The sequence below is a fragment of the Streptomyces gilvus genome, from assembly GCF_022513565.1.
Lineage (GTDB): Bacteria > Actinomycetota > Actinomycetes > Streptomycetales > Streptomycetaceae > Streptomyces > Streptomyces gilvus.
Map to the genome: position 1 here is coordinate 73,377 of NZ_JAKWBE010000029.1, position 23,354 is coordinate 96,730.

At 69.9% G+C, this 23,354-nt stretch carries 20 protein-coding genes, 2 tRNA genes and 1 pseudogene; 13 read left to right on the forward strand and 10 right to left on the reverse strand.

Going from position 1 to position 23,354, the window contains the following annotated elements; all coding sequences use genetic code 11:
* Positions 1-15 precede the first annotated feature (15 nt).
* The 4 genes from MKW14_RS32775 to MKW14_RS32790 all read right to left on the reverse strand — a co-directional run bounded on the left by MKW14_RS32775 (position 16) and on the right by MKW14_RS32790 (position 4,062).
* Positions 16-747: an ABC transporter ATP-binding protein gene (locus tag MKW14_RS32775; RefSeq protein WP_240868946.1), complete on the reverse strand. Its 732-nt coding sequence runs from the start codon at positions 745-747 to the stop codon at positions 16-18.
* Positions 723-1,565 carry an ABC transporter permease gene (locus MKW14_RS32780; protein ID WP_374116625.1) on the reverse strand — a complete coding sequence of 281 codons (843 nt, stop codon included), beginning with the start codon at positions 1,563-1,565 and terminating at the stop codon, positions 723-725. The genes MKW14_RS32775 and MKW14_RS32780 overlap by 25 nt, the downstream gene beginning before the upstream one ends.
* A gap of 5 nt (positions 1,566-1,570) precedes the next feature.
* The gene (locus tag MKW14_RS32785) at positions 1,571-2,641 is read right to left on the reverse strand and encodes an ABC transporter substrate-binding protein (RefSeq protein WP_240868950.1); all 1,071 of its coding nucleotides are present in this window, start codon (positions 2,639-2,641) and stop codon (positions 1,571-1,573) included.
* Between the two features lie 239 nt (positions 2,642-2,880).
* The gene (locus tag MKW14_RS32790) at positions 2,881-4,062 is read right to left on the reverse strand and encodes an ROK family protein (RefSeq protein ID WP_240868953.1); all 1,182 of its coding nucleotides are present in this window, start codon (positions 4,060-4,062) and stop codon (positions 2,881-2,883) included.
* Positions 4,063-4,485: 423 nt separating this feature from the next.
* On the opposite strand from MKW14_RS32790, the gene MKW14_RS32795 reads away from it, so the two are divergent.
* Entirely contained in the window at positions 4,486-5,061 is a 576-nt protein-coding gene (locus MKW14_RS32795) for a biotin transporter BioY (RefSeq protein WP_240868955.1), read from the forward strand.
* Here MKW14_RS32795 and MKW14_RS32800 read toward each other — a convergent pair.
* Positions 5,051-5,596, reverse strand: a pseudogene (locus tag MKW14_RS32800) (FAD-binding protein); the annotation flags it as partial. The gene MKW14_RS32795 and the pseudogene MKW14_RS32800 overlap by 11 nt on opposite strands.
* A gap of 253 nt (positions 5,597-5,849) precedes the next feature.
* Here MKW14_RS32800 and MKW14_RS41840 point away from each other — a divergent pair.
* A complete protein-coding gene (locus MKW14_RS41840) occupies positions 5,850-6,200 on the forward strand; it encodes a serine/threonine kinase C-terminal domain-containing protein (RefSeq protein WP_502628187.1) in 351 nt (116 codons plus the stop codon).
* Here MKW14_RS41840 and MKW14_RS32810 read toward each other — a convergent pair.
* Positions 6,187-7,623, reverse strand: coding sequence for an amino acid permease (locus MKW14_RS32810; protein WP_240868958.1), 1,437 nt, complete (start codon positions 7,621-7,623; stop codon positions 6,187-6,189). The genes MKW14_RS41840 and MKW14_RS32810 overlap by 14 nt on opposite strands.
* Positions 7,624-7,838: 215 nt before the next feature.
* Here MKW14_RS32810 and MKW14_RS32815 point away from each other — a divergent pair, with 215 nt between their 5' ends.
* Both MKW14_RS32815 and MKW14_RS32820 read left to right on the forward strand, forming a co-directional pair.
* A complete protein-coding gene (locus MKW14_RS32815) occupies positions 7,839-8,327 on the forward strand; it encodes a ribose-5-phosphate isomerase (RefSeq protein ID WP_240868961.1) in 489 nt (162 codons plus the stop codon).
* A gap of 27 nt (positions 8,328-8,354) precedes the next feature.
* The gene (locus MKW14_RS32820) at positions 8,355-9,164 is read left to right on the forward strand and encodes an Fpg/Nei family DNA glycosylase (protein WP_240868963.1); all 810 of its coding nucleotides are present in this window, start codon (positions 8,355-8,357) and stop codon (positions 9,162-9,164) included.
* Position 9,165: 1 nt separating this feature from the next.
* On the opposite strand, the gene MKW14_RS32825 is transcribed toward MKW14_RS32820, so the two are convergent.
* Positions 9,166-10,395 carry a GNAT family N-acetyltransferase gene (locus MKW14_RS32825; protein WP_240868964.1) on the reverse strand — a complete coding sequence of 410 codons (1,230 nt, stop codon included), beginning with the start codon at positions 10,393-10,395 and terminating at the stop codon, positions 9,166-9,168.
* Between the two features lie 162 nt (positions 10,396-10,557).
* On the opposite strand from MKW14_RS32825, the gene MKW14_RS32830 reads away from it, so the two are divergent.
* Entirely contained in the window at positions 10,558-11,736 is a 1,179-nt protein-coding gene (locus MKW14_RS32830) for a SpoIIE family protein phosphatase (protein ID WP_240868966.1), read from the forward strand.
* A gap of 90 nt (positions 11,737-11,826) precedes the next feature.
* Entirely contained in the window at positions 11,827-12,297 is a 471-nt protein-coding gene (locus MKW14_RS32835) for an HD domain-containing protein (RefSeq protein WP_240868968.1), read from the forward strand.
* Here MKW14_RS32835 and MKW14_RS32840 read toward each other — a convergent pair.
* Complete coding sequence (locus MKW14_RS32840) at positions 12,294-13,415, reverse strand: acyltransferase family protein (protein ID WP_240868970.1); 1,122 nt, start codon at positions 13,413-13,415, stop codon at positions 12,294-12,296. The two genes, MKW14_RS32835 and MKW14_RS32840, sit on opposite strands and share 4 nt — an antisense overlap.
* Before the next feature lie 477 nt (positions 13,416-13,892).
* Between MKW14_RS32840 and MKW14_RS32845 the strand changes: the two genes are divergently transcribed.
* Positions 13,893-14,087 carry a hypothetical protein gene (locus tag MKW14_RS32845; RefSeq protein ID WP_026178055.1) on the forward strand — a complete coding sequence of 65 codons (195 nt, stop codon included), beginning with the start codon at positions 13,893-13,895 and terminating at the stop codon, positions 14,085-14,087.
* 363 nt (positions 14,088-14,450) lie between these two features.
* Here MKW14_RS32845 and MKW14_RS32850 read toward each other — a convergent pair.
* Positions 14,451-14,521, reverse strand: a tRNA-Gly gene (locus MKW14_RS32850).
* A gap of 167 nt (positions 14,522-14,688) precedes the next feature.
* Here MKW14_RS32850 and MKW14_RS32855 point away from each other — a divergent pair.
* The 5 genes from MKW14_RS32855 to clpX all read left to right on the forward strand — a co-directional run bounded on the left by MKW14_RS32855 (position 14,689) and on the right by clpX (position 19,462).
* Positions 14,689-14,765, forward strand: a tRNA-Pro gene (locus tag MKW14_RS32855).
* 208 nt (positions 14,766-14,973) lie between these two features.
* Entirely contained in the window at positions 14,974-16,395 is a 1,422-nt protein-coding gene (gene tig / locus MKW14_RS32860) for a trigger factor (protein WP_240868972.1), read from the forward strand.
* A 251-nt stretch (positions 16,396-16,646) separates the two neighbouring features.
* Positions 16,647-17,255 (forward strand): ATP-dependent Clp protease proteolytic subunit, encoded by a 609-nt coding sequence (locus MKW14_RS32865; RefSeq protein ID WP_240869014.1) that lies wholly within the window; start codon positions 16,647-16,649, stop codon positions 17,253-17,255.
* A 51-nt stretch (positions 17,256-17,306) separates the two neighbouring features.
* Positions 17,307-17,987, forward strand: a complete 681-nt coding sequence (locus MKW14_RS32870; RefSeq protein WP_308314660.1) for an ATP-dependent Clp protease proteolytic subunit — start codon at positions 17,307-17,309, stop codon at positions 17,985-17,987.
* A gap of 188 nt (positions 17,988-18,175) precedes the next feature.
* Complete coding sequence (clpX, locus tag MKW14_RS32875) at positions 18,176-19,462, forward strand: ATP-dependent Clp protease ATP-binding subunit ClpX (RefSeq protein ID WP_240868974.1); 1,287 nt, start codon at positions 18,176-18,178, stop codon at positions 19,460-19,462.
* Positions 19,463-19,533: 71 nt separating this feature from the next.
* On the opposite strand, the gene MKW14_RS32880 is transcribed toward clpX, so the two are convergent.
* The gene (locus MKW14_RS32880) at positions 19,534-20,508 is read right to left on the reverse strand and encodes a hypothetical protein (protein WP_240868976.1); all 975 of its coding nucleotides are present in this window, start codon (positions 20,506-20,508) and stop codon (positions 19,534-19,536) included.
* A 137-nt stretch (positions 20,509-20,645) separates the two neighbouring features.
* On the opposite strand from MKW14_RS32880, the gene MKW14_RS32885 reads away from it, so the two are divergent.
* On the forward strand, positions 20,646-23,270 hold the full coding sequence (locus tag MKW14_RS32885; protein WP_240868978.1) for a valine--tRNA ligase: 2,625 nt from the start codon (positions 20,646-20,648) through the stop codon (positions 23,268-23,270).
* Positions 23,271-23,354: the final 84 nt, after the last annotated feature.

The window sequence follows — 23,354 nt, forward strand, 5'->3', positions numbered from 1 at the left end:
AACCCTGGGTGGTGGTCACTGGTCCTCCGTGACGCCGAGCGCCGCGAGCAGCCGTTCCCGGTACTCGCCGAGCAGGGGGTCGCGGTAGGAGCGTGGATGGGGGCGGTCGATGGTGAGGTCGAGTCCGATACGGCCCTTTTCCAGGACCAGGACCCGGTCGGCGAGGACGATCGCCTCGTCGACGTCGTGGGTGACGAGCAGGACGGCCGGCCGGTGGCGCTTCCACAGCTCCCGCAGCAGCCCGTGCATCCGGATGCGGGTCAGCGCGTCCAGAGCGCCGAACGGCTCGTCCGCCAGCAGCAGTTCGGGCTCGCGGACGAGGGACCGGGCGAGCGCGGCCCGCTGGGCCTCGCCGCCGGACAGCTCGCTGGGCCAGGCCCGCTCGCGTCCTTCGAGCCCCACCTCGGCGAGCGCCTGGCGCCCCTTGCGCTCGGCGTCCTTGCCGTCGAGCCCGAGGAGTACGTTGTCCAGCACCCGCCGCCAGGGCAGCAGCCGTGAGTCCTGGAAGACCACCGACACCCGTTCCGGGGCGTCGAGCCGGCCGCTCCCGGCGACCTTGTGGTCCAGTCCCGCGACCGCCCGCAGCAGGGTGCTCTTGCCGGAGCCGCTGTGCCCGAGGAGGGCGGTGAACTGTCCGGCCGGCAGGTCGAGGTCGATGCCGTCGAGGACGGTACGCCCGTCGAACGACCGGGTGAGACCCCGGAGTCGGGCGGCGGGCCGGGTCAGCTGCTCAGTGTGCGGCGCCATGACAGCACCCTCCGTTCGATGAGACGGACCGCGCTGTCGGAGACCAGGCCGAAGACGCCGTACACGAGCAGGCCGACGAGGATCACGTCGGACTGTCCGTAGTTCTGGGCCTGGAACATCATGTAGCCGAGTCCGCTGGTGGCGTTGATCTGCTCCAGCACCACCAGGCCCAGCCAGGAGCCGGTCACCCCGAGCCGGAGTCCCACGAAGAATCCGGGCAGGGCGCCGGGGATGACGATCTGCCGGACGAACCGCAGCCTCGACAGCCCCTGTACCTCGGCGAGTTCGACGAACCGGCTGTCGATGCCGGAGAGCGCGGCGTGCGTGTTCAGGTAGATCGGGACGTAGACGACGATGGCGATGATCGCGATCTTGAACGCCTCGCCGATGCCCAGCCAGAGGATGAACAGCGGGATCAGACCGAGGGTGGGGATCGCCCGGTTGAGGTTCACCGTCCCGTCGATCAGCGCCTCCCCGACCCGGCTCAGCCCGGACGCCAGGGCGAGGACGACACCGGCGACGAGACCGATCGCGAAGCCGTACGCGGCCCGCTCGACGGAGGTCGCGATGTCGGTGGGCAGGGTTCCGGCGGTCCACAGATGCCCGGCGGTCCTGAGCACCGTCCAGGGCGCCGGGATGGCGCCGGGGTCCAGCCGGCCCGCGGCGGAGGCGGCGGCCCACACGGCGAGGAGGAGGGCGGGGCCGACGAGCCGGGCGGCCGGCAGCCGCCTGCCGGGGGAGAGGGAGCGGCGCCGGGGCCGCCGGACGCGCTCCCGGGGTTCGGTGACGACGGGAGCCGTCGTGGTCGTGGCGGTCACGGCGGTCACCTCCGGTACTCGGCCGGTACGGCCTTGGCGGCGATGGACTCGAAGCGGTGGTCGAAGAGCGAGGACACGTCGAACTTCTTCACGAAGCCGCCCTCCGCCAGCAGATCCGCGGTCTCCTGCTCCCACTTGATCGCCTCGTCCCAACGCGGCGGGAACAGCGGCTTGTTGGCGAGGTCGGAGATGGACTTGGCCTGCGCGGGGGTCAGGTTCTGCGTCTTGACGTAGAACTCCTCGTTCCAGATGTCGGGGTTCTCGTACGTCCACACCTGGCCCTTGGCCCAGTACGGGATGTACGCGGCGACGGCGGCGGCCTTGGCGGGGTCGGCCAGGACGGAGGCGGGCGCCCACAGGAGGTTGAGCAGGTCGACGACGCCGGTGGTGATGACGCGGGCGCCCTTGGACGCGTACTGCTGCAGATAGGCGGGCGCCTGGTTGTTGGCGAGCGGGGCGATGTCCACCTGGCCGGACTGCAGGGCGGTGAGGAACTGGTTGCTGGTCAGCGGGACGAGCTTGACGTCGTCGTACTTCAGTCCCGCCTGCTTCAACGCCCGCAGCAGGACGACTCCTTGGGCCTGCCCCTGGGAGAAGGCGAGCTTCCTGCCCTTGAAGTCGGCGACGGTGTGGATGTCGCTGCCGGGCTTGGTGGCGAAGAGGTAGTTCGGCTTGCGGGTGATGTCGATCGCCACGATCTTCGCGTCGAAACCCTGGTAGTGGGCCTGGATCGGCGGAATGCCCGCGTTGTTGGCGAGGTCCAGCGACTTGGCGCGGAAGGCGTTGATGACATCGGGCCCGGCACCGATGTTCACCCAGCTGGACACCTTGAACGGCAGCTCACCGAACCTGGCCAGCCTGAACTGGAGTTGCTGGGTGTTCTGGTACGAGGCGATCTTCAGGCTGGTGCCGGCCGGGACCTTGTCGGCGAGCGGGGCGGACGCGGCGCCCTCGGCGGTGTCGGCGGCGGCACTGCCGTTCGCGCAGCCGCTGAGCCCGGCGACCCCGGCGGCGGCACCGAGCAGGGAGGTGAGGAAGAGCCGTCGGTCGACACCCGGAACAGGCGAGGAAGGCATGGCGGGACTCCGTGAGTTCGGAAACACAAGCAGGAAAGAAGGCGCGCGGAATTCAGGCGGAACCAGCCCCGGCAAAGGGCGCCCGGAAAAAGGGGTCACACAGAATTCACGCAGGGGGAAATGAGCGCTTCACACGCGGCGACGTGTCAGCAACAAAGGGTGCGACAGCTCACGAACAGGCTCATGACCAGGATGTTCCCGGCCATGAACGCCCCCTGTCAACATTCGGAGTTTCTGAATTAAATAGCCCGAGGTGAGGCCGCCAGCGGATCCCGGTAGAGCACGTCGAGCGCCACCGAACCACCGGCCACCGCGAGCACGGAATCCGGGAAACTCGTCGGCACGACGGACGCCGCCCGTTCGGCGCCGACCCCTTCGCGCAGCGCGTCGAGGCAGTCCTGCCGGTGGATGATCCCCACCTCGGTCACCACGACCGTCTCCGGGTTCAGCACGTCCAGCAGCAGCCGCGCCGCCCGCCCGACGGCCCCGGCCCGCTCCACCAGCAGCCGTACGGCCTCCTCGTCGCCCGCGGCGGCCGCCGTGACCACGTGCATCGGGTTGACGCCCGCGACGGCGCCCGCCGCCCGCGCCCGCCGCACCAGCGTCCGCTCGCTCAACTCGGCCTGCAGGCAGCCGGTCCGCCCGCACGCGCAGGGCTCGGTACCGCCCGGCACCGGCAGATGGGCGATGGCGCCCGCCTGCGACCGCGGCCCGTGGTGCACCTCGTCGTGGGTGGCGAAGGCCGCGTCGACCACGTTGCCCACGAACAGATGCAGCACGCTCCCGCCGTCCCGAGCCGCCCCGAACAGCCGCTCCGCGTTGACCAACGCCCGCGCGTGTCCGTCCACATGGACCGGCAGCCCGGTGCGCTCGCCCAGCACCTCCCGCACGGCCACCTCGCGCCAGCCGAGCACCGGATGCTCCACGACGGTCCCGGACTCCCGGTCCACCCAGCCGCCGACGGCCACACCGACCCCCAGCGGCCGGCAGCGCGGCGCCTCGGCCAGCAGCGCGCCGAGCCCCTCGGCGGCCCGCGTCAGCACCCGGTCCGGATCGGTCCGCTCGTGCTTCAGCTCCCGCCGGGCCACCACCCGCCCGCGCAGATCGAGCAGCGCGACCGTGGTGTACGGCACGGCCACATGCACCCCGCCGACCACGAACCGCGAGTCGTCCAGGTCGACGGGGACGTGCGGGCGCCCCACGCCGTTCGAGCGCCGGGGCACGGACGCCTCACAGATCAGGCCGAGTTCGGCGAAACGGGCGCAGTAGTCCGTCACCGACGCCGGTGACAGCCCGGTCAGCCGGGCGATGGTGGAGCGCGCCACGGGTCCGTGCTCCAGCACGGACCGCAGGACGACGCTGGCGGTGGTACGGCGGCGGGTGGAAGGTGACGCAAGGGTGGATGCCGGGGCAGAGGGCATGGGAGACCGTCCTCGGGAACGGGGTCGACACGTCTCGGAGGTCGAGGCGTGCCGCGGCCCGCCTCACACCGGACGGCGACAGGTGGCAGCACCCTGGCGTCGCAGGTCGACATAGCGACGCGACGTGAAGTACCGGGACTGGGCGACCATGTCCCGAAGGGTAGGCGAGAAACGGTGAATCCGACCAGACCACTAGGGTTCATTTGGTGAGACCCGACAGTCCGGGCTCCGGCCCGCCATGTGAGGGAGAGGTTCCGGCCTCAGTGACCGGTGTCACGCCGAACCAGGTGTAGCCCGCACTCTTTGTCCGGAGCCCACCAAGCTGTCGCTCCACCCTTTGTCGAGCGCTGACGGTGATCACCCCAGGGAACGCGGGTTAACGTCACCCTGTCCCTGCATGTCCCCGTCACCCGCGGAGTCCCCATGAGCACCGCTGCCGCCACCGTCCGCCCCCGCGAGGTCCTCGCCGACCTGCTCCCCGCGTCCCGCGTGAGGGACGTGGCGCTCGTGCTCGGCGGCGCGGCGCTCACCGGTCTCGCGGCCCAGATCTCGGTGCCCGTCCCGCACTCCCCGGTCCCGGTGACCGGCCAGACCTTCGCCGCGCTGCTGGTCGGCACGACGCTCGGCGCGAGCCGCGGCCTGGCCTCGCTCGTCGTGTACGCGCTGGCGGGACTCGCCGGTGTGCCGTGGTTCGCCGGCGGCAGCTCCGGCGCGTCCGCCTCCTTCGGCTACATCCTCGGCATGCTGCTCGCCTCCACCGTCGTGGGCGCCCTGGCCCGACGCGGCGCCGACCGCTCCGTGCTGCGCATGGCCGGCACGATGCTGCTGGGCGAGGCGCTCATCTACGCCGTCGGCGTCCCGTACCTGGCCTACGCGGCCGACATGTCCCTCTCCGCCGCGATCGCGGCCGGCCTCACGCCGTTCCTGATCGGCGACGCCCTGAAGGCGGCCCTGGCGATGGGCGTCATGCCGGCCGCCTGGAAGCTGGTCAGGCGCTGACGTCGTAGTTCCTGCGGAAGAGGTTCGCCGGGTCGTACTGAGACTTCAGCCCGGCGAGCCTCTTGCGCGTCCCGTCGTCGTACAGCCCCTCGGTGCGGTCCCCGGCCCCGAAGGCGAAGTTGAGCGCCCGGCCGAGGGCGACCGGCGCGAGCAGCGCGAACGCGGGGTCCAGCACCGCCCGCGCCTCCTGACGGTCCCCGACCGCCAACAGCCGCACCAGGAACCGCCCTTCGCGGTACGGCACCGAGTTCGGCGCGGGCCGCGCGAGCGCCCCGCCCAGATGATTGACCTGCACGACACACATCGGGCCGCCCGCGTCCGGCCCGGTGCGCGCGAGCACTGCGGCGGCCCGGTCGACGTCCAGCTCGCTCAGCACCGCGCTGTCCCCGTAGTAGGCGTGCGGAAAGTCCGGGTCGCTGTGGATGGTGTGGCTCTCGGCGTACGGCATCTCCCGCAGCGAGTCGGCGATCACCGGCCCGAACTCCCGCAGCGGCGCGGTGATCCGCTCGCCGTCGGCTCCCGTGTGGGCGACCCGCCACCGCCGTCGTACCGCCGTCCTCGCGGGCGTCGGTGTGGTCGTCGCCGGTGTCGTCGTGGCGGTCGTGCTGTTGTCGAACTCCGGGTCTCCGGACGGCCGGCGTGCCGGTTCCTCGGCGGCGCCGGCCGTCAGTGACAGCCCCTCGCCCACCGTCGAGGGCACCGCCAGGCCCCCCAGCCTGCCGCCCGGGACTCACGAGGAGGCCGGCGGCTACGCGTGGGCGACGCCCAGGGGCTGGCGCCGCAACGTGATGACGGGCGCGGAGGTCCACTACACGTCACCCGACGGCGCCCAGGAACTCGTCGCCAAGTCCTCCCTTGCCCGCGACAACCTCATGCGGACCTGGCAGCAGTCGGAGCAGAACGCCCACCAGGGCCAGGACTACCGCAAGATCCGCCTGGAACAGACCACCTTCCGCGGCGACCCCGCGGTGGTCTGGGAGTACACCTTCACCCTCAACGGCGTGAACTGGCACGCCCGTCTCCTCGGCTTCAACCAGGAGGGACGGTCGTACCAGATCAACACCTGGTACCACACGGCCATCGAGCCCCAGGCCCTGAAGACCTACGACAAGGTGAAGGACAGCTTCACCATCCTCTAGGGCTGCCCTGGCCCGCCCTGACCTCGTCCCGCGCCTCGACGGAAGCCGCACCCGCGGCCGCACGGCCCCCGCGCATCTTCTCCCGCACCAGCGCGATCACCAGCACGACCGCCGCCACCAGCAGCGACAGCAGCACGGTCTCCCGCCCGTCGTGCTCGGTGTCGGTCAGCATGTACCCGAGCACGAACACGATCAACGCCGCCGTCGCCCAGGTCAGATACGGATACAGCCACATCTTCACGACCAGCTTCTCCGGCGCCTCCGCCTGGATGATCCGCCGCATCCGCAGCTGCGAGAAGCAGATCACCAGCCACACGAACAGGGCCACCGCACCACTGGAGTTGACCAGGAAGAGGAACACCGAGTCCGGGAACCGGTAGTTGAAGAACACGGCCACGAAGCCGAAGACGACCGACGCGACGATCGCCGCCATCGGCACGCCCCGTGAGGTCGTCCGTGCGAACGCCTTCGGCGCGTCGCCCCGCTCGCCCAGCGAGAACGCCATCCGGGAGGCCGTGTAGAGACCGGAGTTGAGGCAGGACAGCACGGAGGTCAGGACGATGAAGTTCATGATCTGACCGGCGTGTGCGATGCCGAGCGAGTCGAGGGCCGCGACGTAGGAGCCCTTCTCCTTGATGGACGGGTCGTTCCAGGGGAGCAGCGAGACGACGACGAGGATCGAGCCCAGGTAGAAGACCGCGATACGCCAGATGATGCTGTTCGTCGACTTGGTGACCGCCCGCTGCGGGTCCTCCGACTCGCCCGCCGCCAGCGTGGCGATCTCGCTGCCCATGAAGGAGAAGACGACCAGCAGCACACCGGTGAGGATCGCGCCGGGCCCGTGGGGCAGGAAGCCGCCGTGGTCGGTGAGGTTGCCCAGGCCCGCCTTGTCGCTGTCGACGCCCGGCAGCACACCGGCCACCGCGAGCGCCCCGACCACGATGAACGCGCCGATCGCGACGACCTTGATGCCGGCGAACCAGAACTCGAACTCGCCGTAGGAGCCGACCGAGACGAGGTTGGTGGCGGTCAGCACCACCATCACGATGAGCGCCCAGCCCCACTGCGGGACGGCCGGGATCCAGCCCTCGAGGATCTTGGCGCCGGCGGTGGCCTCCACCGCGAGCACCACGACCCAGAAGAACCAGTAGAGCCAGCCGATGGAGAACCCGGCCCAGCGGCCGAGCGCCCGGTCGGCGTGGGCGGAGAAGGATCCGGAGGTCGGGTTGGCGGCGGACATCTCGCCGAGCATCCGCATCACGAGCACGACGAGCGTGCCGACGAGGGCGTACGACAGCAGGATGCCGGGTCCGGCCGTCGCGATACCGGAGCTGGAGCCGACGAAGAGACCCGCTCCGATGACACCGCCGATGGCGATCATCGACAGATGTCGGTTCTTGAGTCCGGCCTGGAGACCAGTCATGGGGGAATTCCTTTGCGCCGGGTGTGGGGACTTCCGAACTGCGCCACCTGAGTGACGTACAAGTCGGTCCAGTGAATCGGAGGCAAAGGAGTTGTTGAACCTCTGAATCCAGATTGTTACTTGAGGTTTCCTTGAGGTTCCATGGTCCGGTCTGGATTTCCCCTGGTCGCCACCCGGAGCTGCTGCCCGGAAACGGCCGTGTCACACTCGGAGCCATGCGCGTGTATATCGGCTCCGACCATGCCGGCTTCGAACTCAAGAACCACCTCGTCGAGTGGCTCAAGTCGGCCGGCCACGACCCCGTCGACTGCGGCCCGCACATCTACGACGCCCAGGACGACTACCCGCCCTTCTGCCTCCGCGCCGCGGAGCGGACGGCCGCGGACCCCGACTCCCTCGGCATCGTGATCGGCGGCTCCGGCAACGGCGAGCAGATCGCGGCGAACAAGGTGAAGGGCGTGCGCGCGGCGCTGGCCTGGAGCGAGGAGACCGCCGCCCTGGGCCGCCAGCACAACAACGCCAACGTGGTCGCGGTGGGCGGACGCATGCACACCCAGGAGGAGGCGACGAAGTTCGTCGAGATCTTCCTGAACACGCCGTTCTCCGGCGACGAGCGCCACCAGCGCCGGATCGACATGCTCTCGGCGTACGAGACGACGGGCGAGCTGCCCCCGATCCCCGCGCACCACCCGCAGCAGGACTGAACCGAGGGCCGGAAAGGAACACGCACCGTGCCAGAGGGGCACACGATCCACCGGCTGGCGTTGGACTACGCCGACCGCTTCTCCGGCACGGCACCCCGTGTGACCAGCCCCCAGGGCAAGTTCTCCGACGCCGCCGCACTGCTCGACGGAGCCGGGCTCACCCGTACCGAGGCCCACGGAAAACATCTCTTCCTGGGCTTCCGCGACACCGAATGGGTCCACATCCACCTGGGCCTGTTCGGCAAGGTCGCCTTCGGTGACGCCCCCGCGCCGCCGTCCACCGACACGGTCCGGCTGCGGCTCGCGAACGCCACCTCGTACGTGGACCTGCGCGGCCCGACCACCTGCGCGCTCATCACCGACGCCGAGAAGCAGGCGATACACGCGCGCCTGGGCCCCGACCCGCTCCGGGACGACGCCGACCCCGAGGCGGCGTACCGGCGGATCTCCCGCAGCCGTACGACGATCGCCGCGCTGCTCATGGACCAGAAGGTGATCGCCGGCGTCGGCAACGTCTACCGCGCCGAGGTCCTCTTCCGGCACCGGATCGACCCCTACCGCGCGGGCCGGGACATCACGCCCGCCGAGTGGCGGCTGATCTGGACGGACCTGGTCGAGCTGATGCACGAGGGCGTGCGCAACAACCGGATCGACACCGTCCGCCCCGAGCACACACCCGAGGCGATGGGCCGCCCGCCCCGCGTCGACGACCACGGCGGCGAGGTGTACGTCTACCGGCGGGCCACCCTGCCCTGCCACATCTGCGGCGACGAGATCCGCACCGCCGACCTCGCCGCCCGCAACCTCTTCTGGTGCCCGACCTGCCAGACGCCGTGAGCTAGAACCCGTGCGGCAGCCACGGAGCCACCGTGGAGCCGAAGGCGAGGGACGCCTCCGCGAGGGCGCCCTGGCGCAGCTCCCGGACCCGGCCGGCCGCGGCGAGCGCTTCCAGGCTCACGCCGCCCAGGTAGACCGAGCCCAACTCCCGTACGGAGAGGGCCAGATCGGGGGCGTCCTCGGTGCGGGCGCAGGACGCGCCCTTCGGGTCGCCGGTCAGCCGCCAACGGCCGCTGTTCCAGGGGCAGAAGGCGTCCTCGACCGCCAACACCACGTCCACCGGCGTCTGGTAGGTCCGGGCCTCCAGCGCGGCGCCGACGTCCACCAGCCGCACGTGCAGCGAGTCCCGCACCAGCAGCGAGCAGCGGCGGATGTCGGAGACCAGGTACTGCCACGGCTCGTCCACCGGCCGGCGCCGCACGTCGATCCTCGAGGTCAGGTCGATGCCGAACAGGAACCGCCACAGCGCCGCGTGCGCCGCCGGGTCCAGCGCGTCCACGTCCCGCACGAGCACCGTGCCCTTGGGGCCGGAGGCGTCCCAGTCGCCCTTGACCCTGAAACGCGCGTACCCGACGACCTCCCCGTCCCGCTCCGCCAGCACGCACTGCAGCGGTGACGCGCCGTCCCGCTCGCTCTCCGGATCGAGCACCCACAGCCGCTCCCAGCCCGGGATCCGCTCCACCATCCCCGGCCGCCGCGGCACCAGTTGGGCGTACACCGCCTCACAGGCGTCGAGCGCGTCGGCCGGCTCGGCGTACCGCAGCCGTACGTCATCGGTGCCGTCCGGCACGGACAGCCGTACCCGGGTGGTGTCGATCTCGGCGTTGACGTGGAACGTCGCGGCGCCGTAGCCGAACCGCCCGTAGATCGCCGGTTCGGAGGCCGTCAGCACGGCCAGGGGCTCGCCCCAGGACCGTACGTCCGCCAACTGCCGCCGCATCATGGACGTCAGCACCCCGCGCCGCCGGTGCGTGGCGGCCACGCTCACCATGGTCACCCCGGCCGCGGGCACGGCGGCCCCGCCCGGCACGGTCAGCCGGAAGCGGAACGCCCCCGCCGTCCCCACACAGACGTCACCGTCCCAGGCCCCGACCGCCCGGTCCGGCTCGGTGAGCTCCCGCCACAGAGCCCGCTCCTCGGCGGGCTCCGGAACTCCACCGAAGGCGCGGATCAGATTGTCGTACCACTCGTCCCAGTTCTCGGCTGCCAGCACTCGCACGTCAGTCCGCATGAACCATGCCTACCAGGGCATTGCGGGACGAGCGAGGGAATTTCGCCTTGAGGCCCGCGCGACGGCTTTCGGTGAAGTTCACTGTGAAGTTGAGCCTCGGACGGGGGACAAGTGGGACCTCCCGTGCCAAGCAGCAGGTCCGATGGATAGGGTCCCGAACTAATGGCAGCAGGACGAGAGCGGCGCGCGGAGGCCGAGACGTTCACGGCCCGGTTGAGGATGCAGTGGCACCGGGTCCGCACCGGCCTGCGCAAAAGCGCCGTGGACTACTTCCGCGGGGACGGCTCGGACTGGTTCGCCCTGGCCGGGCTGTTCCTCACCATCCCGGTGATCGCGTGCGTCACCCTCGCCAACTCCGTCTGGTGCTCCCCGGCCGCCCTGGTCGTGCCGATCGTCGCCGGCGGCCTGCTGCTGCGCCCCGCCAGCCTGCTCGGCCTGTACGCGGCGGCGGCCACCGCGCTGATCGTGGAGTCGGTGAAGCTGGGCCCGTACACCGAGGGACCCTCGCGGGTCACCCCGGGCGTGGTGCTCGTCGTCGCCGCCTGTGGTTTCTTCGGGCTGCTGGTCGCGCAGTTCCGCAGCCGGGTCGGCGTGCCCTGGCGGCGCGGCGGCACCATGCTGTTCGACCTGCGCGAGCGGATCCGGGTCCAGAGCAAGCTGCCGAAACTGCCGGACGGCTGGCACCGCGAGATGGCCCTGCGGCCGGCCGGCGGCCAGTCCTTCTCCGGCGACTTCGTGGTGGCGGCCCGGACCAACGGCGGCCGCACCCTGGAGGTCGTCCTCACGGACGTCTCCGGCAAGGGCATGGACGCCGGCTCCCGCGCGCTGCTGCTCTCGGGCGCCTTCGGCGGCCTGCTGGGCTCGCTCCCGCCGCACGCCTTCCTCCCGGCCGCGAACGGCTACCTGCTCCGCCAGGACTGGGACGAGGGCTTCGCCACCTCCATCCACCTGGTCCTCGACCTCGACTCCGGCGACTACGAGCTCTACTCGGCCGGCCACCCGCCGGGCCTCCAGCTGAGCGCGGGCAGCGGCCGCTGGGAGGAGAAGGCCGCCGAGGGCCCGCTGCTCGGTGTGTACGACGGCGCCCAGTTCGACCCCGTGAAGGGCTCGCTGCGTGCCGGAGACGTGTTGATGCTGTTCACGGACGGCCTGGTGGAGACCGCCGACCGGGACATCGTCGAGGGCATCGACCGCCTGACCGGAGAGGCCGACCGCTATGTCGCGGGCGGCTTCCACGGCGCCGCCTGGCACCTGATCGAGGCGGTGGCGAAGGACGTGAACGACGACCGGGCGCTGCTTCTGATCTGCCGGGAAGGCCCCACGGCGGCAGCGGCCCGCTGACCCGACCCGCCGTCGACGCCTCTCTCGCCGCGAGCGCCCACGTGCGAGCCCGGTCGTCACGGCGGTGTTGCGCAGGAAGACACTGGACGCGTGACCGAGACATCCGGAGAGCTCACCCCGGCCGAGGTCGAGGCCGTCGCCCGGGCCGCCCACGAGGGACAGACCGACAAGGCGGGCCGGCCCTACGCGGAGCACCTGCGGGCCGTCGCCGAGGGAGTGCGCGCACGGGGCGGCGACGCCGAGCAGATCGCGGCGGCCTGGCTGCACGACGCCGTGGAGGACGACGCGCTGAGCGAACGGTGGCTGGAGCGGGCCGCGTTGAGCCGCCGTACGAAGGACATCGTGCTCGCTCTCACCAAGCGGGCGGGGGAGACGCCCGAGGAGTACGCCGGGCGGATCCTCGCCACGCCGGGGGCGCGGCTGGTGAAGGAGGCGGACCTGGCGCACAACGCCGACCCGGCCCGCCTCGCCCGCCTCGACGACCCGGCCACCCGCACCCGGCTGACCGAGAAGTACGCCCGGATGCGCGCGCTGCTCGGTCTGGAGCAGCCCCTGTCCTAGGCGTTGGCCATCTGCCGCTGCTCGGACTTCGCGCGGTCGCGGGCCAGTTCGGCCGCGTCCCGCTTGAACGCCCACTTCATGTCGGGTTCCATCGCGAACCGGAACACCCGCCGCACCGGCGCGGTGCACAGCAGGGTGACGACGGCGCCCGCGACGAGGGTCACGAAGATCTCACCGAGCGGACCGTGCAGCCACTTGTGGTCGAACCAGCCGTAGAAGTCACCGGCCTTCACCACGAAGCCGTGCAGCAGATAGCCGTACAGCGTGCCCGCGCCGAGCGCCGTGAACCACATCCTGCGGCGCGGCACCCAGGCGAAGAAGCAGGCCGTCAGCAGCAGCGAACAGCCCATCAGGGCCAGCACCATGACCGGCCCCGACCACCACGGCGCGCCCAGTTCCTCGGCGGAGTCGCGGTGGTAGAACCAGGCGGCGTTCATCCGCGGCACCGCCCACCAGCCGACCAGCAGCGCGCCGGCGAAGACCGGCACCGACAGGATCCGCACGGCGCGCGTGCGCACCATCTGGAAGTGCTCCGGCTTCATGCACAGACCCAGCACGAAGTACGGCAGGAACTGCAGGACGCGCTGCAGGTCCAGGTCGTCACCGATGTCCGGCGAGAGCGTCGCGAGCATGGCGACGGCGACGGCCAGGGGGAGCGGCCACCGGACGGTCTTCCACAGCGGGGTGGTCAGCCGCCACACGAACAGCGCGACCAGGAACCAGGTCAGGTACCAGGGATCCAGCAGACTGACCGACATGCCCGGGTCGTGGTCGCCGTACCGCTTGAAGAGCGAGTACGCCGTCTCGAAGACGACGTACGGCACGGCGACACCGGTGATCAGGCGGCGCAGCCGGTCGGGGCGCATGTCGAAGCTGCGGGAGAAGTAGCCGGAGATGATGATGAACGCCGGCATGTGGAAGGCGTACACGACGGTGTAGGCGGCCTCCAGGACGCGGCTGTCGCCCTTGAGCGGTTCCCAGGAGTGGCCCATGGCCACCAGCACGATCGCCAGGTACTTGGCGTTGTCGAAGAACGCGTCGCGCTGTGGGGGCGCCGGCGGCCGGGCCGGGGGGAGCGGTGTTCTGAGATGACCGGGAGACGAAGCGGCGTCGAACATCTGGGAGACCTTAGCGGCGGCTGTGGGAATTCGTAAAACCGTCCATGTCATTCCTGCTTAAGGCTGCGCGGGAACCCTTCGTTTACCCGGGAATTACGGAAGTAGACATCTCCACCCGCTGAGCTTATGCACCGGTTAGTCCGTATTATTCATGACAAAAGCCTTGAATCCGCACCCGCTTGATGTGCCTGTGGTGACAATTCGAATTGCCTGCGAACGAGTTGTGTGGGCACGGAAACGATCCCGCGCAATTCCCTGTGCGAGTGCGCCGTCGAATTCCTGTACGGGGGAACGGAGTTGGGGCGCGGGCAGGGGCCGTCCCCGCATGGCCCGGGCAAAGGTCGCGCACAGTGTGGCCGACGATGCCTCACCTGCCGCATACGCGGGCCTGGTTGGTGGCACGATGGTTCTGGCGGGGGTGTGCGGGCCGGGCACCTCCGGGCCGGGAGAGCGGACCGACCGAGGGTGTGATCAGTTGTGGCCATTTCACTGTCTGTGGTGCTGCTGTTGGCGATCATCCTGGTGGTGTTGATCCGGGGAGGCTCCATCAAGGCCGGACCCGCCATCGTCGCGATCCTGTTCGGCTTCTTCCTCGCGTCGACCGGCATGGCCCCATCGATCAACCGCTTCCTCAACTCGATCGCGGAGACGATCAACTCGATCAGCTTCTGACCGTCGCGAGCGGTCGGGGCGCCGGCGCGACGCTTTCCCGCCATGCCGCCGCCCCGCGGCGAGGTGCGCCCCGGCCGCCGGTCCCTGCCAAGAAGGCGGGGCGAAGGGCGTCCCGTACGGGGGAAGGATTCCCTCGCGTGCTGAAGGGATCCTGGGCGGCGGTGGCGGCGGGCGCTGCCTCGGCAGGGCAGCACCGAACAGAAATGGGACTGGATCGTCTGACGGCCCCTCCCACTCGAGCCGCGAACGCGCCCCCCTCGGATCGGGCACGCGGAGGGCGCGGAGGGCCGGTCTGGTGGCAGACGACCGAGGCCCTGGTCAAGCGGTGAATTCATCACCTGACCAGGGCCTCGGTCGTGTCAGAGCGGGCGACGGGAATCGAACCCGCGTAGCCAGTTTGGAAGACTGGGGCTCTACCATTGAGCTACGCCCGCACACAGCGCGCCGCAGGTCGGAGTGACCGCGGCACTGAAGGCATCGTAGCGGGTCGGCACGCCCGGCCGCACACCCCGTTGCCCGAGCCGCCCCGCCCGCGCGCCCCGGCCGGGGAAATGCGGCGGCCCCACTGCCTGCGGCCATGTACCCTACGTGTCGCACCAGACGGGGTGTGGCGCAGCTTGGTAGCGCGTCCGCTTTGGGAGCGGAAGGCCGTGGGTTCAAATCCCGCCACCCCGACCAGTGGCCGGTCAACACCGGCCACCCGCGCGATCACCTCGGGTGATCGCGTCCCTTGATCGCCTTTGGGGCGTGTCGCCGCTGCCGTTACTATGCAAGCTGCACGCCCGTGTGTCTCTCCTCTACGAAGCAGTCCTCCGGGCGGCGAATCCGCCGGAGCCGTTCTGGCCCCGGCAGAATCCGAGAAGTCAGCCATCAAGGAGACCGAACCGTGAAGAGCGCCGTGGAGACCCTGAACCCGACCCGGGTTCGGCTCACTGTCGAGGTGCCCTTCGAGGAGCTCAAGGACAGCCTCGACGCGGCGTACAAGAAGATCAACCAGCAGGTCACGGTGAAGGGCTTCCGCAAGGGCAAGATCCCTGCCCGCGTCATCGACCAGCGGTTCGGCCGCGGTGCGGTCCTGGAGGAGGCGGTCAACGACGCGCTTCCGAAGTTCTACACCGAGGCGGTCAACGAGGCGGAGATCGACGTCCTCGGCCAGCCCGAGGTCGACATCACGGAGCTGAAGGACGGCGAGACGCTGAACTTCACCGCCGAGGTCGACGTCCGCCCCGCCCTGGAGATCCCGGACTACTCCGGCATCGAGGTCGAGGTCGACGCCGTCGAGGTCACCGACGAGGACATCGAGAAGTCGGTCGAGCAGCTCCGCGAGCGCTTCGCCTCCACCTCCCCGGTCGAGCGCGCCGCCGAGGACGGCGACGTGGTCACCATCGACCTGGAGGCCAAGGTCGACGGCGAGGTCCTCGAGGACGGCATCGCCGGCGGCGTCTCCTACACCATCGGCTCCGGCGAGCTGCTGGACGGCATCGACGACGCCGTGAAGGGCCTGGAGGCCGGTGGCGAGGCCACCTTCACCTCCGAGCTCAAGGGCGGCTCCGCGGCCGGCAAGGAGGCCGAGGTCACCGTCAAGGTCACCCAGGTCGCCGCGCGCGAACTGCCCGAGCTGGACGACGACTTCGCGCAGCTCGCCTCCGAGTTCGACACCCTCGAGGAGCTCAAGGCCGACAGCCGCAAGCGCCTGGAGAACATGAAGCAGTACGACCAGGCCACGCAGGCCCAGGAGCGCGTCCTGGAGAAGCTGCTGGAGCTCGTCGAGGTGCCCGTCCCCGAGAAGCTGCTCGAGGACGAGATCAACACCCGCAAGCACAACCTGGAGCACCACCAGCTCGGCCAGATGGGCCTCACCCTCGACAAGTACCTGGAGATCCAGGGCAAGACCGCCGAGGAGTTCGAGACCGAGACCCGTGAGGCCGCGGTCAAGGGCATCAAGACCCAGTTCGTCCTCGACGAGCTGGTCAAGCAGGAGAAGCTGAACGTCAACCAGGAGGAGCTCACCGAGCACCTCATGCGTCGCGCGGCCTCCTCCGGCATGTCCCCCGACCAGTTCGCCCAGGCCGTCGTCGAGGGCGGCCAGGTGCCGCTGCTGGTCGGCGAGGTCGCCCGCGGCAAGGCCCTCGCGGTCGTCGTCGAGGCCGCCACCGTCAAGGACACCAACGGCGAGATCGTCGACCTGGACGACGAGGAGGACGAGTCCGCCGAGGCCGCCGAGGCGACCGAGGAGGCCACCGCGGAGGCGGCCACCGAGGACGCTCCGGCCGAGGACGCCGCGGCCGGGGAGAAGACCGAGGGCTGACGCCCGAGGCGCCTGGAGATGTCGTGGGGAAGGGCCCGGGGACGCGTTCCCCGGGCCCTTTCCCGCATACGGCGGGCAGGCGCCCGCCGCTACGCCCCCGGCGAACACCCCCGTTACCGGGATTCCCCGGAGGGACCAGCGCGTTAGGGTCCATGAGTACGAGGGCAGGGGAGTCCCCGTTGCCCCCGGCAGTACACGTGAGACGGCCCGGCGCCGTCGTAAGACGAGCAGGTGGATACGTGACGAATCTGATGCCCTCCGCCGCCGGCGAGCCTTCCATCGGTGGTGGCCTCGGCGACCAGGTCTACAACCGGCTGCTCAACGAGCGGATCATCTTCCTCGGCCAGCCGGTCGACGACGACATCGCGAACAAGATCACCGCACAGTTGCTGCTCCTTGCCGCGGCCGACCCCGACAAGGACATCAACCTCTACATCAACAGCCCCGGCGGCTCGATCACGGCCGGCATGGCGATCTACGACACCATGCAGTTCATCAAGAACGACGTGATGACGATCGCCATGGGCCTCGCCGCGTCCATGGGCCAGTTCCTGCTCAGCGCGGGCACCCCGGGCAAGCGGTTCGCCCTCCCGAACGCCGAGATCCTGATCCACCAGCCCTCCGCCGGTCTGGCCGGTTCGGCCTCGGACATCAAGATCCACGCCGAGCGGCTGCTGCACACCAAGAAGCGCATGGCCGAGCTCACGGCCCAGCACACCGGCCAGACCGTGGAGCAGGTCACCCGTGACTCGGACCGCGACCGCTGGTTCGACCCGCAGGAGGCCAAGGAGTACGGCCTCATCGACGACGTCATCACCACGGCTGCCGGTATCCCGGGCGGCGGCGGCACCGGGGCCTGAGGCCCCCGGGAAAGCCCCCAGCCGACCGCCACAGCCCCTAGGAGACAGACAGTGAACGACTTCCCCGGCAGCGGCCTGTACGACCGCACGCGCGCCGAGTACGCGGGTCCCGTCGCCGAGTCCCGCTACGTGATCCCCCGCTTCGTCGAGCGCACCTCGCAGGGCATCCGCGAGTACGACCCGTACGCGAAGCTCTTCGAGGAGCGCGTGATCTTCCTCGGCGTGCAGATCGACGACGCCTCCGCCAACGACGTCATGGCGCAGCTGCTGTGCCTGGAGTCGATGGACCCCGACCGGGACATCTCGGTCTACATCAACAGCCCCGGCGGCTCCTTCACGGCGCTCACCGCGATCTACGACACGATGCAGTTCGTGAAGCCCGACATCCAGACGGTCTGCATGGGCCAGGCGGCCTCCGCCGCCGCGGTCCTGCTGGCCGCCGGTTCGCCGGGCAAGCGCATGGCGCTGCCCAACGCCCGCGTGCTGATCCACCAGCCCTACAGCGAGACGGGCCGCGGTCAGGTCTCCGACCTGGAGATCGCCGCCAACGAGATCCTCCGTATGCGCTCGCAGCTGGAGGAGATGCTGGCCAAGCACTCGACCACGCCGATCGAGAAGATCCGCGAGGACATCGAGCGCGACAAGATCCTCACGGCCGAGGACGCGCTGTCGTACGGCCTGATCGACCAGATCATCTCCACCCGGAAGATGAACAACGCGGCCGTCCGCTGACACAGAAGCGGGCGGACGCTGTATCGTCTGCCGCCCCTTGGCACGGTTGGTGTGCTTTGACACGCTGCACGTCACAGTGAACCGCGCCAAGGGGGGCCCGAACGGGGGGCCCGGCAAGGTACCGTCGGAATAGGCAGCACCAGGAGCCGCTGGATCCAGGCGTCTCCCAGGCGAAGGGGAAGCACACCGTGGCACGCATCGGTGACGGCGGCGATCTGCTGAAGTGCTCGTTCTGCGGCAAGAGCCAGAAGCAGGTCAAGAAGCTCATCGCAGGGCCTGGTGTGTACATCTGCGACGAGTGCATCGATCTCTGCAACGAGATCATCGAGGAGGAGCTCGCCGAGACCAGCGAGGTGCGCTGGGAGGAGCTTCCCAAGCCCCGCGAGATCTACGAGTTCCTCGAGGGCTACGTGGTGGGCCAGGAGGCGGCCAAGAAGGCCCTCTCCGTCGCGGTCTACAACCACTACAAGCGCGTCCAGGCCGGCGAGAACGGCGGCGCCAACGGCCGTGACGACGCGATCGAGTTGGCGAAGTCCAACATCCTCCTGCTGGGCCCCACGGGCTCCGGCAAGACGCTCCTCGCGCAGACCCTGGCCCGCATGCTGAACGTCCCGTTCGCGATCGCGGACGCGACGGCGCTGACGGAGGCCGGCTACGTCGGCGAGGACGTCGAGAACATCCTGCTGAAGCTGATCCAGGCGGCCGACTACGACGTCAAGAAGGCCGAGACCGGGATCATCTACATCGACGAGATCGACAAGGTCGCGAGGAAGAGTGAAAACCCCTCCATCACGCGCGACGTGTCCGGCGAGGGCGTCCAGCAGGCCCTGCTGAAGATCCTGGAGGGCACCACCGCCTCCGTCCCGCCCCAGGGCGGCCGCAAGCACCCCCACCAGGAGTTCATCCAGATCGACACGACGAACGTGCTGTTCATCGTGGGCGGTGCCTTCGCGGGCCTGGAGAAGATCATCGAGTCCCGGGCGGGCGCCAAGGGCATCGGCTTCGGCGCGACGATCCGCTCCAAGCGGGAGCTGGAGGCCAAGGACCAGTTCGAGGACGTCATGCCCGAGGACCTGGTCAAGTTCGGCATGATCCCCGAGTTCATCGGCCGCCTCCCCGTCATCACCTCGGTCCACAACCTGGACCGCGAGGCCCTGCTGCAGATCCTGGTCGAGCCGCGCAACGCGCTGGTCAAGCAGTACCAGCGCCTCTTCGAACTCGACGGCGTGGAGCTGGACTTCGAGCGTGAGGCGCTGGAGGCCATCGCCGACCAGGCCATCCTCCGCCAGACCGGCGCGCGCGGCCTGCGCGCCATCATGGAGGAAGTCCTGATGTCCGTGATGTACGAGGTCCCGTCCCGCAAGGACGTGGCCCGCGTCGTCATCACGGCGGACGTCGTCCACTCCAACGTCAACCCGACCCTGATCCCCCGCGACGCGCGCGGCCGGGGTCCGGGCGAGCAGAAGACGGCCTGACGGCACGGACACCCGAAGGGGCCCCGGTCAACCGACCGGGGCCCCTTCGCAGTTGATCCGCCCGCCGCCCGTCAGGCCTTGACGCGGACGTCGTTGCGGAGCTTGGCCGCCAGCGCCGCCGTGTCGTCGACCGACGCGGCCGAGCCGGTGGTGAGGGAGGCGAGGCTGAAGCTCGTGACGTCGGCGACCGTGCTGTGGTCGCCCCAGATGCAGATCGGCATCTCGAAGGTCTTCGGGGCACCCGCGCTCGTCGACGAGGTGCCGTCGTTCTCGAACTGCGCCACCTGGCATTTCATGATGCCGTTGGCCAAGCCCGCCGGGTGCACCACCTGCGGGCTGCCGAGCAGCTTGCCCTTGGTGGTCTTGTCCTTCGTCGCCTCGGACTTGATCTTCGCGAACATGGCGTCGACGACCGCCTCCGGGTCGTCGATCGTGCCGTAGACGCCACCGAAGGTCAGGTTCGACTGTGACAGCCCGCTGCCCTTCGTGTACCCCGCGCTGACGTCCTGCGGGTTCTTCACGCCCCACTTCTCGAAGTCGGCCTTGTCGTCGTCGCTGAACGAGTCCGAGCTGTCGGCGCTGTTCGACTTCTTGTAGGTGCCGCTGATGATGGTCGCCGGAGTCGTCAGCTTGTGCGCGCCGTCGTCCGGGATGCCGCCGCCACCGCTGCCGCTGCTCCCGCCGATCACCAAGTACGCGCCGACACCGATCGCCGCCACGACCGCCACCGCGCCGATGATCAGCCCCGTCTTCTTCTTGCCGCCGCCGGGCGCGGGCGGCTGCGGGACGGTGTTGTAGGGCTGCTGCCCGTACGGAGGCTGACCGTAGGGCGGCTGCGGCTGGCCGTACGGGTTCTGCTGCGGCGGCACACCCTGCGGGGGCTGCTGCGGGTAGCCGTACCCCGGCTGGGGGGCCGGGGGCTGCTGGGGATAGCCGTAGCCGGGCTGGGGCGCCTGCGGCGGCTGCTGGCCGTAGGGCCCCGGCTGACCGTACGGCCCGGGCTGCTGGGGCTGCCCGCCGTACGGGCCCGGCTGGTTGTAACTCATTTCTGGGTTCCCCTCCAGAATCTTTATGTGGTGCCGACATCCTGGCGCAGGCACAGACGGCGCACCCCATCGGGGCCCCTACCGTTACAGAGCAAACACGTTTCGGGACACACCCGCGACACCCCTAAACTGACCCCGTGACCGAGAACGCTCAGCAGCAGCCTTCAGCGCCCAACACCGAACTGCCGACCCAGTACGCGCCGGCCGAGGTAGAGGAGACGCTGTACGACCGCTGGGTAGACCGGGGTTACTTCGCCGCCGACGCGAAGAGCGACAAGCCCGCGTACACCATCGTCATCCCGCCGCCGAACGTCACCGGCTCGCTCCACCTGGGCCACGCCTTCCAGCACACGCTCATGGACGCCCTCACCCGCCGCAAGCGCATGCAGGGCTTCGAGGCGCTGTGGCTGCCCGGCATGGACCACGCCGGCATCGCCACCCAGAACAAGGTCGAGCAGCAGCTCGCCGAGGAGGGCAAGTCCCGCCAGGACCTCGGCCGCGAGGAGTTCGTCGACCGCGTCTGGCAGTGGAAGGAGGAGTACGGCGGCAAGATCCTCGGCCAGATGCGCCGCCTCGGCGACGGCGTCGACTGGGACCGCGAGCGGTTCACCATGGACGAGGGCCTGTCCAAGGCTGTCCAGACGATCTTCAAGAAGCTCTACGAGGACGAGCTGATCTACCGCGCCGAGCGCATCATCAACTGGTGCCCGCGCTGTCTGACGGCCATCTCGGACATCGAGGTGGAGTACCAGGAGGACGACGGCGAGCTCGTCTCCATCAAGTACGGCGAGGGGGAGGAGACCCTGGTCGTCGCCACCACCCGTGCCGAGACGATGCTGGGCGACACCGCTGTCGCCGTCCACCCCGACGACGAGCGCTACCGGCACCTCGTCGGCAAGCGCATCAAGCTCCCGCTGACCGACCGCACCATCCCCGTCGTCGCCGACACGCACGTCGATCCCGAGTTCGGCACGGGCGCCGTCAAGGTGACCCCGGCCCACGACCCGAACGACTTCGCGATCGGCCAGCGCCATGACCTCGAGTCCATCACGGTGATGGACGAGCGCGCGGTCATCACCGTCCACGGTCCCTTCCAAGGCCTGGACCGCTTCGAGGCGCGCTCCGCGATCGTCGCGGCGCTGCGCTCGCAGGGCCGGATCGTCGCCGAGAAGCGGCCGTACGTCCACAGCGTCGGCCACTGCTCCCGCTGCGAGACCACCATCGAGCCGCGTCTGTCGATGCAGTGGTGGGTCAAGGTCGGGCCGCTCGCGCAGGCCGCCGGTGACGCGGTCCGCGACGGACGCGTCGCCATCCACCCGGCGGACATGTCGAAGCGGTACTTCGACTGGGTCGACAACATGCACGACTGGTGCATCTCACGGCAGTTGTGGTGGGGCCACCGCATCCCGGTCTGGTACGGCCCCGAGGGCGAGGTCGTCTGCGTCGGACCGGACGAGGAGCCGCCCGGCGGCGAGGGCTGGACGCAGGACAGCGACGTCCTCGACACCTGGTTCTCCTCCGGCCTGTGGCCGTTCTCCACGCTCGGCTGGCCCGAACAGACCGAGGACCTGCGGAAGTTCTACCCGACCGACGTCCTGCTGACCGGCCACGACATCATCTTCTTCTGGGTCGCCAGGATGATGATGTTCGGCCTCTACGCCATGGACGGCGAGGTCCCCTTCCGCACCATCGCGCTGACCGGCCTGGTCCGCGACGAGCGCGGCAAGAAGATGTCGAAGTCCTTCGGCAACGTCGTGGACCCGCTCGACTGGATGGACAAGTACGGTTCCGACGCCGTCCGCTTCACCCTGGCCCGCGGCGCCAACCCCGGCACCGACGTCCCCATCGGCGAGGAGTGGGTCCAGGCGTCGAGGAACTTCGCCAACAAGATCTGGAACGCGACCCGCTTCGCGCTGATCAACGGCGCCACGATCGAGGGCCCGCTGCCGGCGCCGTCCGCGATGTCGGCGACGGACCGCTGGATCCTCTCCCGCCTCAACAAGACGGTCGCGCAGGTCGACGCGTTCTACGACGACTTCCAGTTCGCCAAGCTCAGCGACGCCCTCTTCCACTTCGCCTGGGACGAGGTCTTCGACTGGTACGTCGAGCTGTCCAAGACGACGTTCCAGGCGGGCGGCGAGGCGGCCGAGGTCTCCAAGCGCGTCCTCGGTGAGGTCCTCGACGTCACCCTCAAGCTGCTGCACCCGGTCGTCCCGTTCGTCACGGAGACCCTCTGGACCACCCTCACGGGCGGCGAGTCGGTCGTGATCGCGGAATGGCCGAAGGACAGCGGCTTCCGGGACGCGGACGCCGAACGCGAGCTGGAGGCACTCCAGTCGGTGATCACCGAGGTGCGCCGCTTCCGTCACGACCAGGGCCTGCAGCCGGGCCAGCGCGTCCCGGCCCGCCTGACCCTCGACGGCACGGCCCTCGCCCCGCACGAGGCGGCCATCCGGCAGCTGCTGCGCCTTCAGCCAGAGGGCGAGGCCTTCACCGCGACGGCGACCCTGCCGGTCGCCGGCGCCGAGGTCGCCCTCGACCTCTCCGGCACGATCGACGTGGCCGCCGAGCGCAAGCGCCTCGCCAAGGACCTCGCGGCGGCGGAGAAAGAGAAGGCCCAGGCGAACGCCAAGCTCGGCAACGAGGCGTTCCTGTCGAAGGCCCCGGACAACGTGGTGGAGAAGATCCGCACCCGCCTGGCCAAGGCGGAGGAGGACATCACGAGGATCCAGGCCCAGCTGGACCGGCTGCCGTCCGCCTGAGGACCCCGCCCGCGTCGAAGGCCCCCGGAAACGTCCAGTTCCGGGGGCCTTCGCCTACGTCTGTCAGTCCCGCTCCGTAGACTG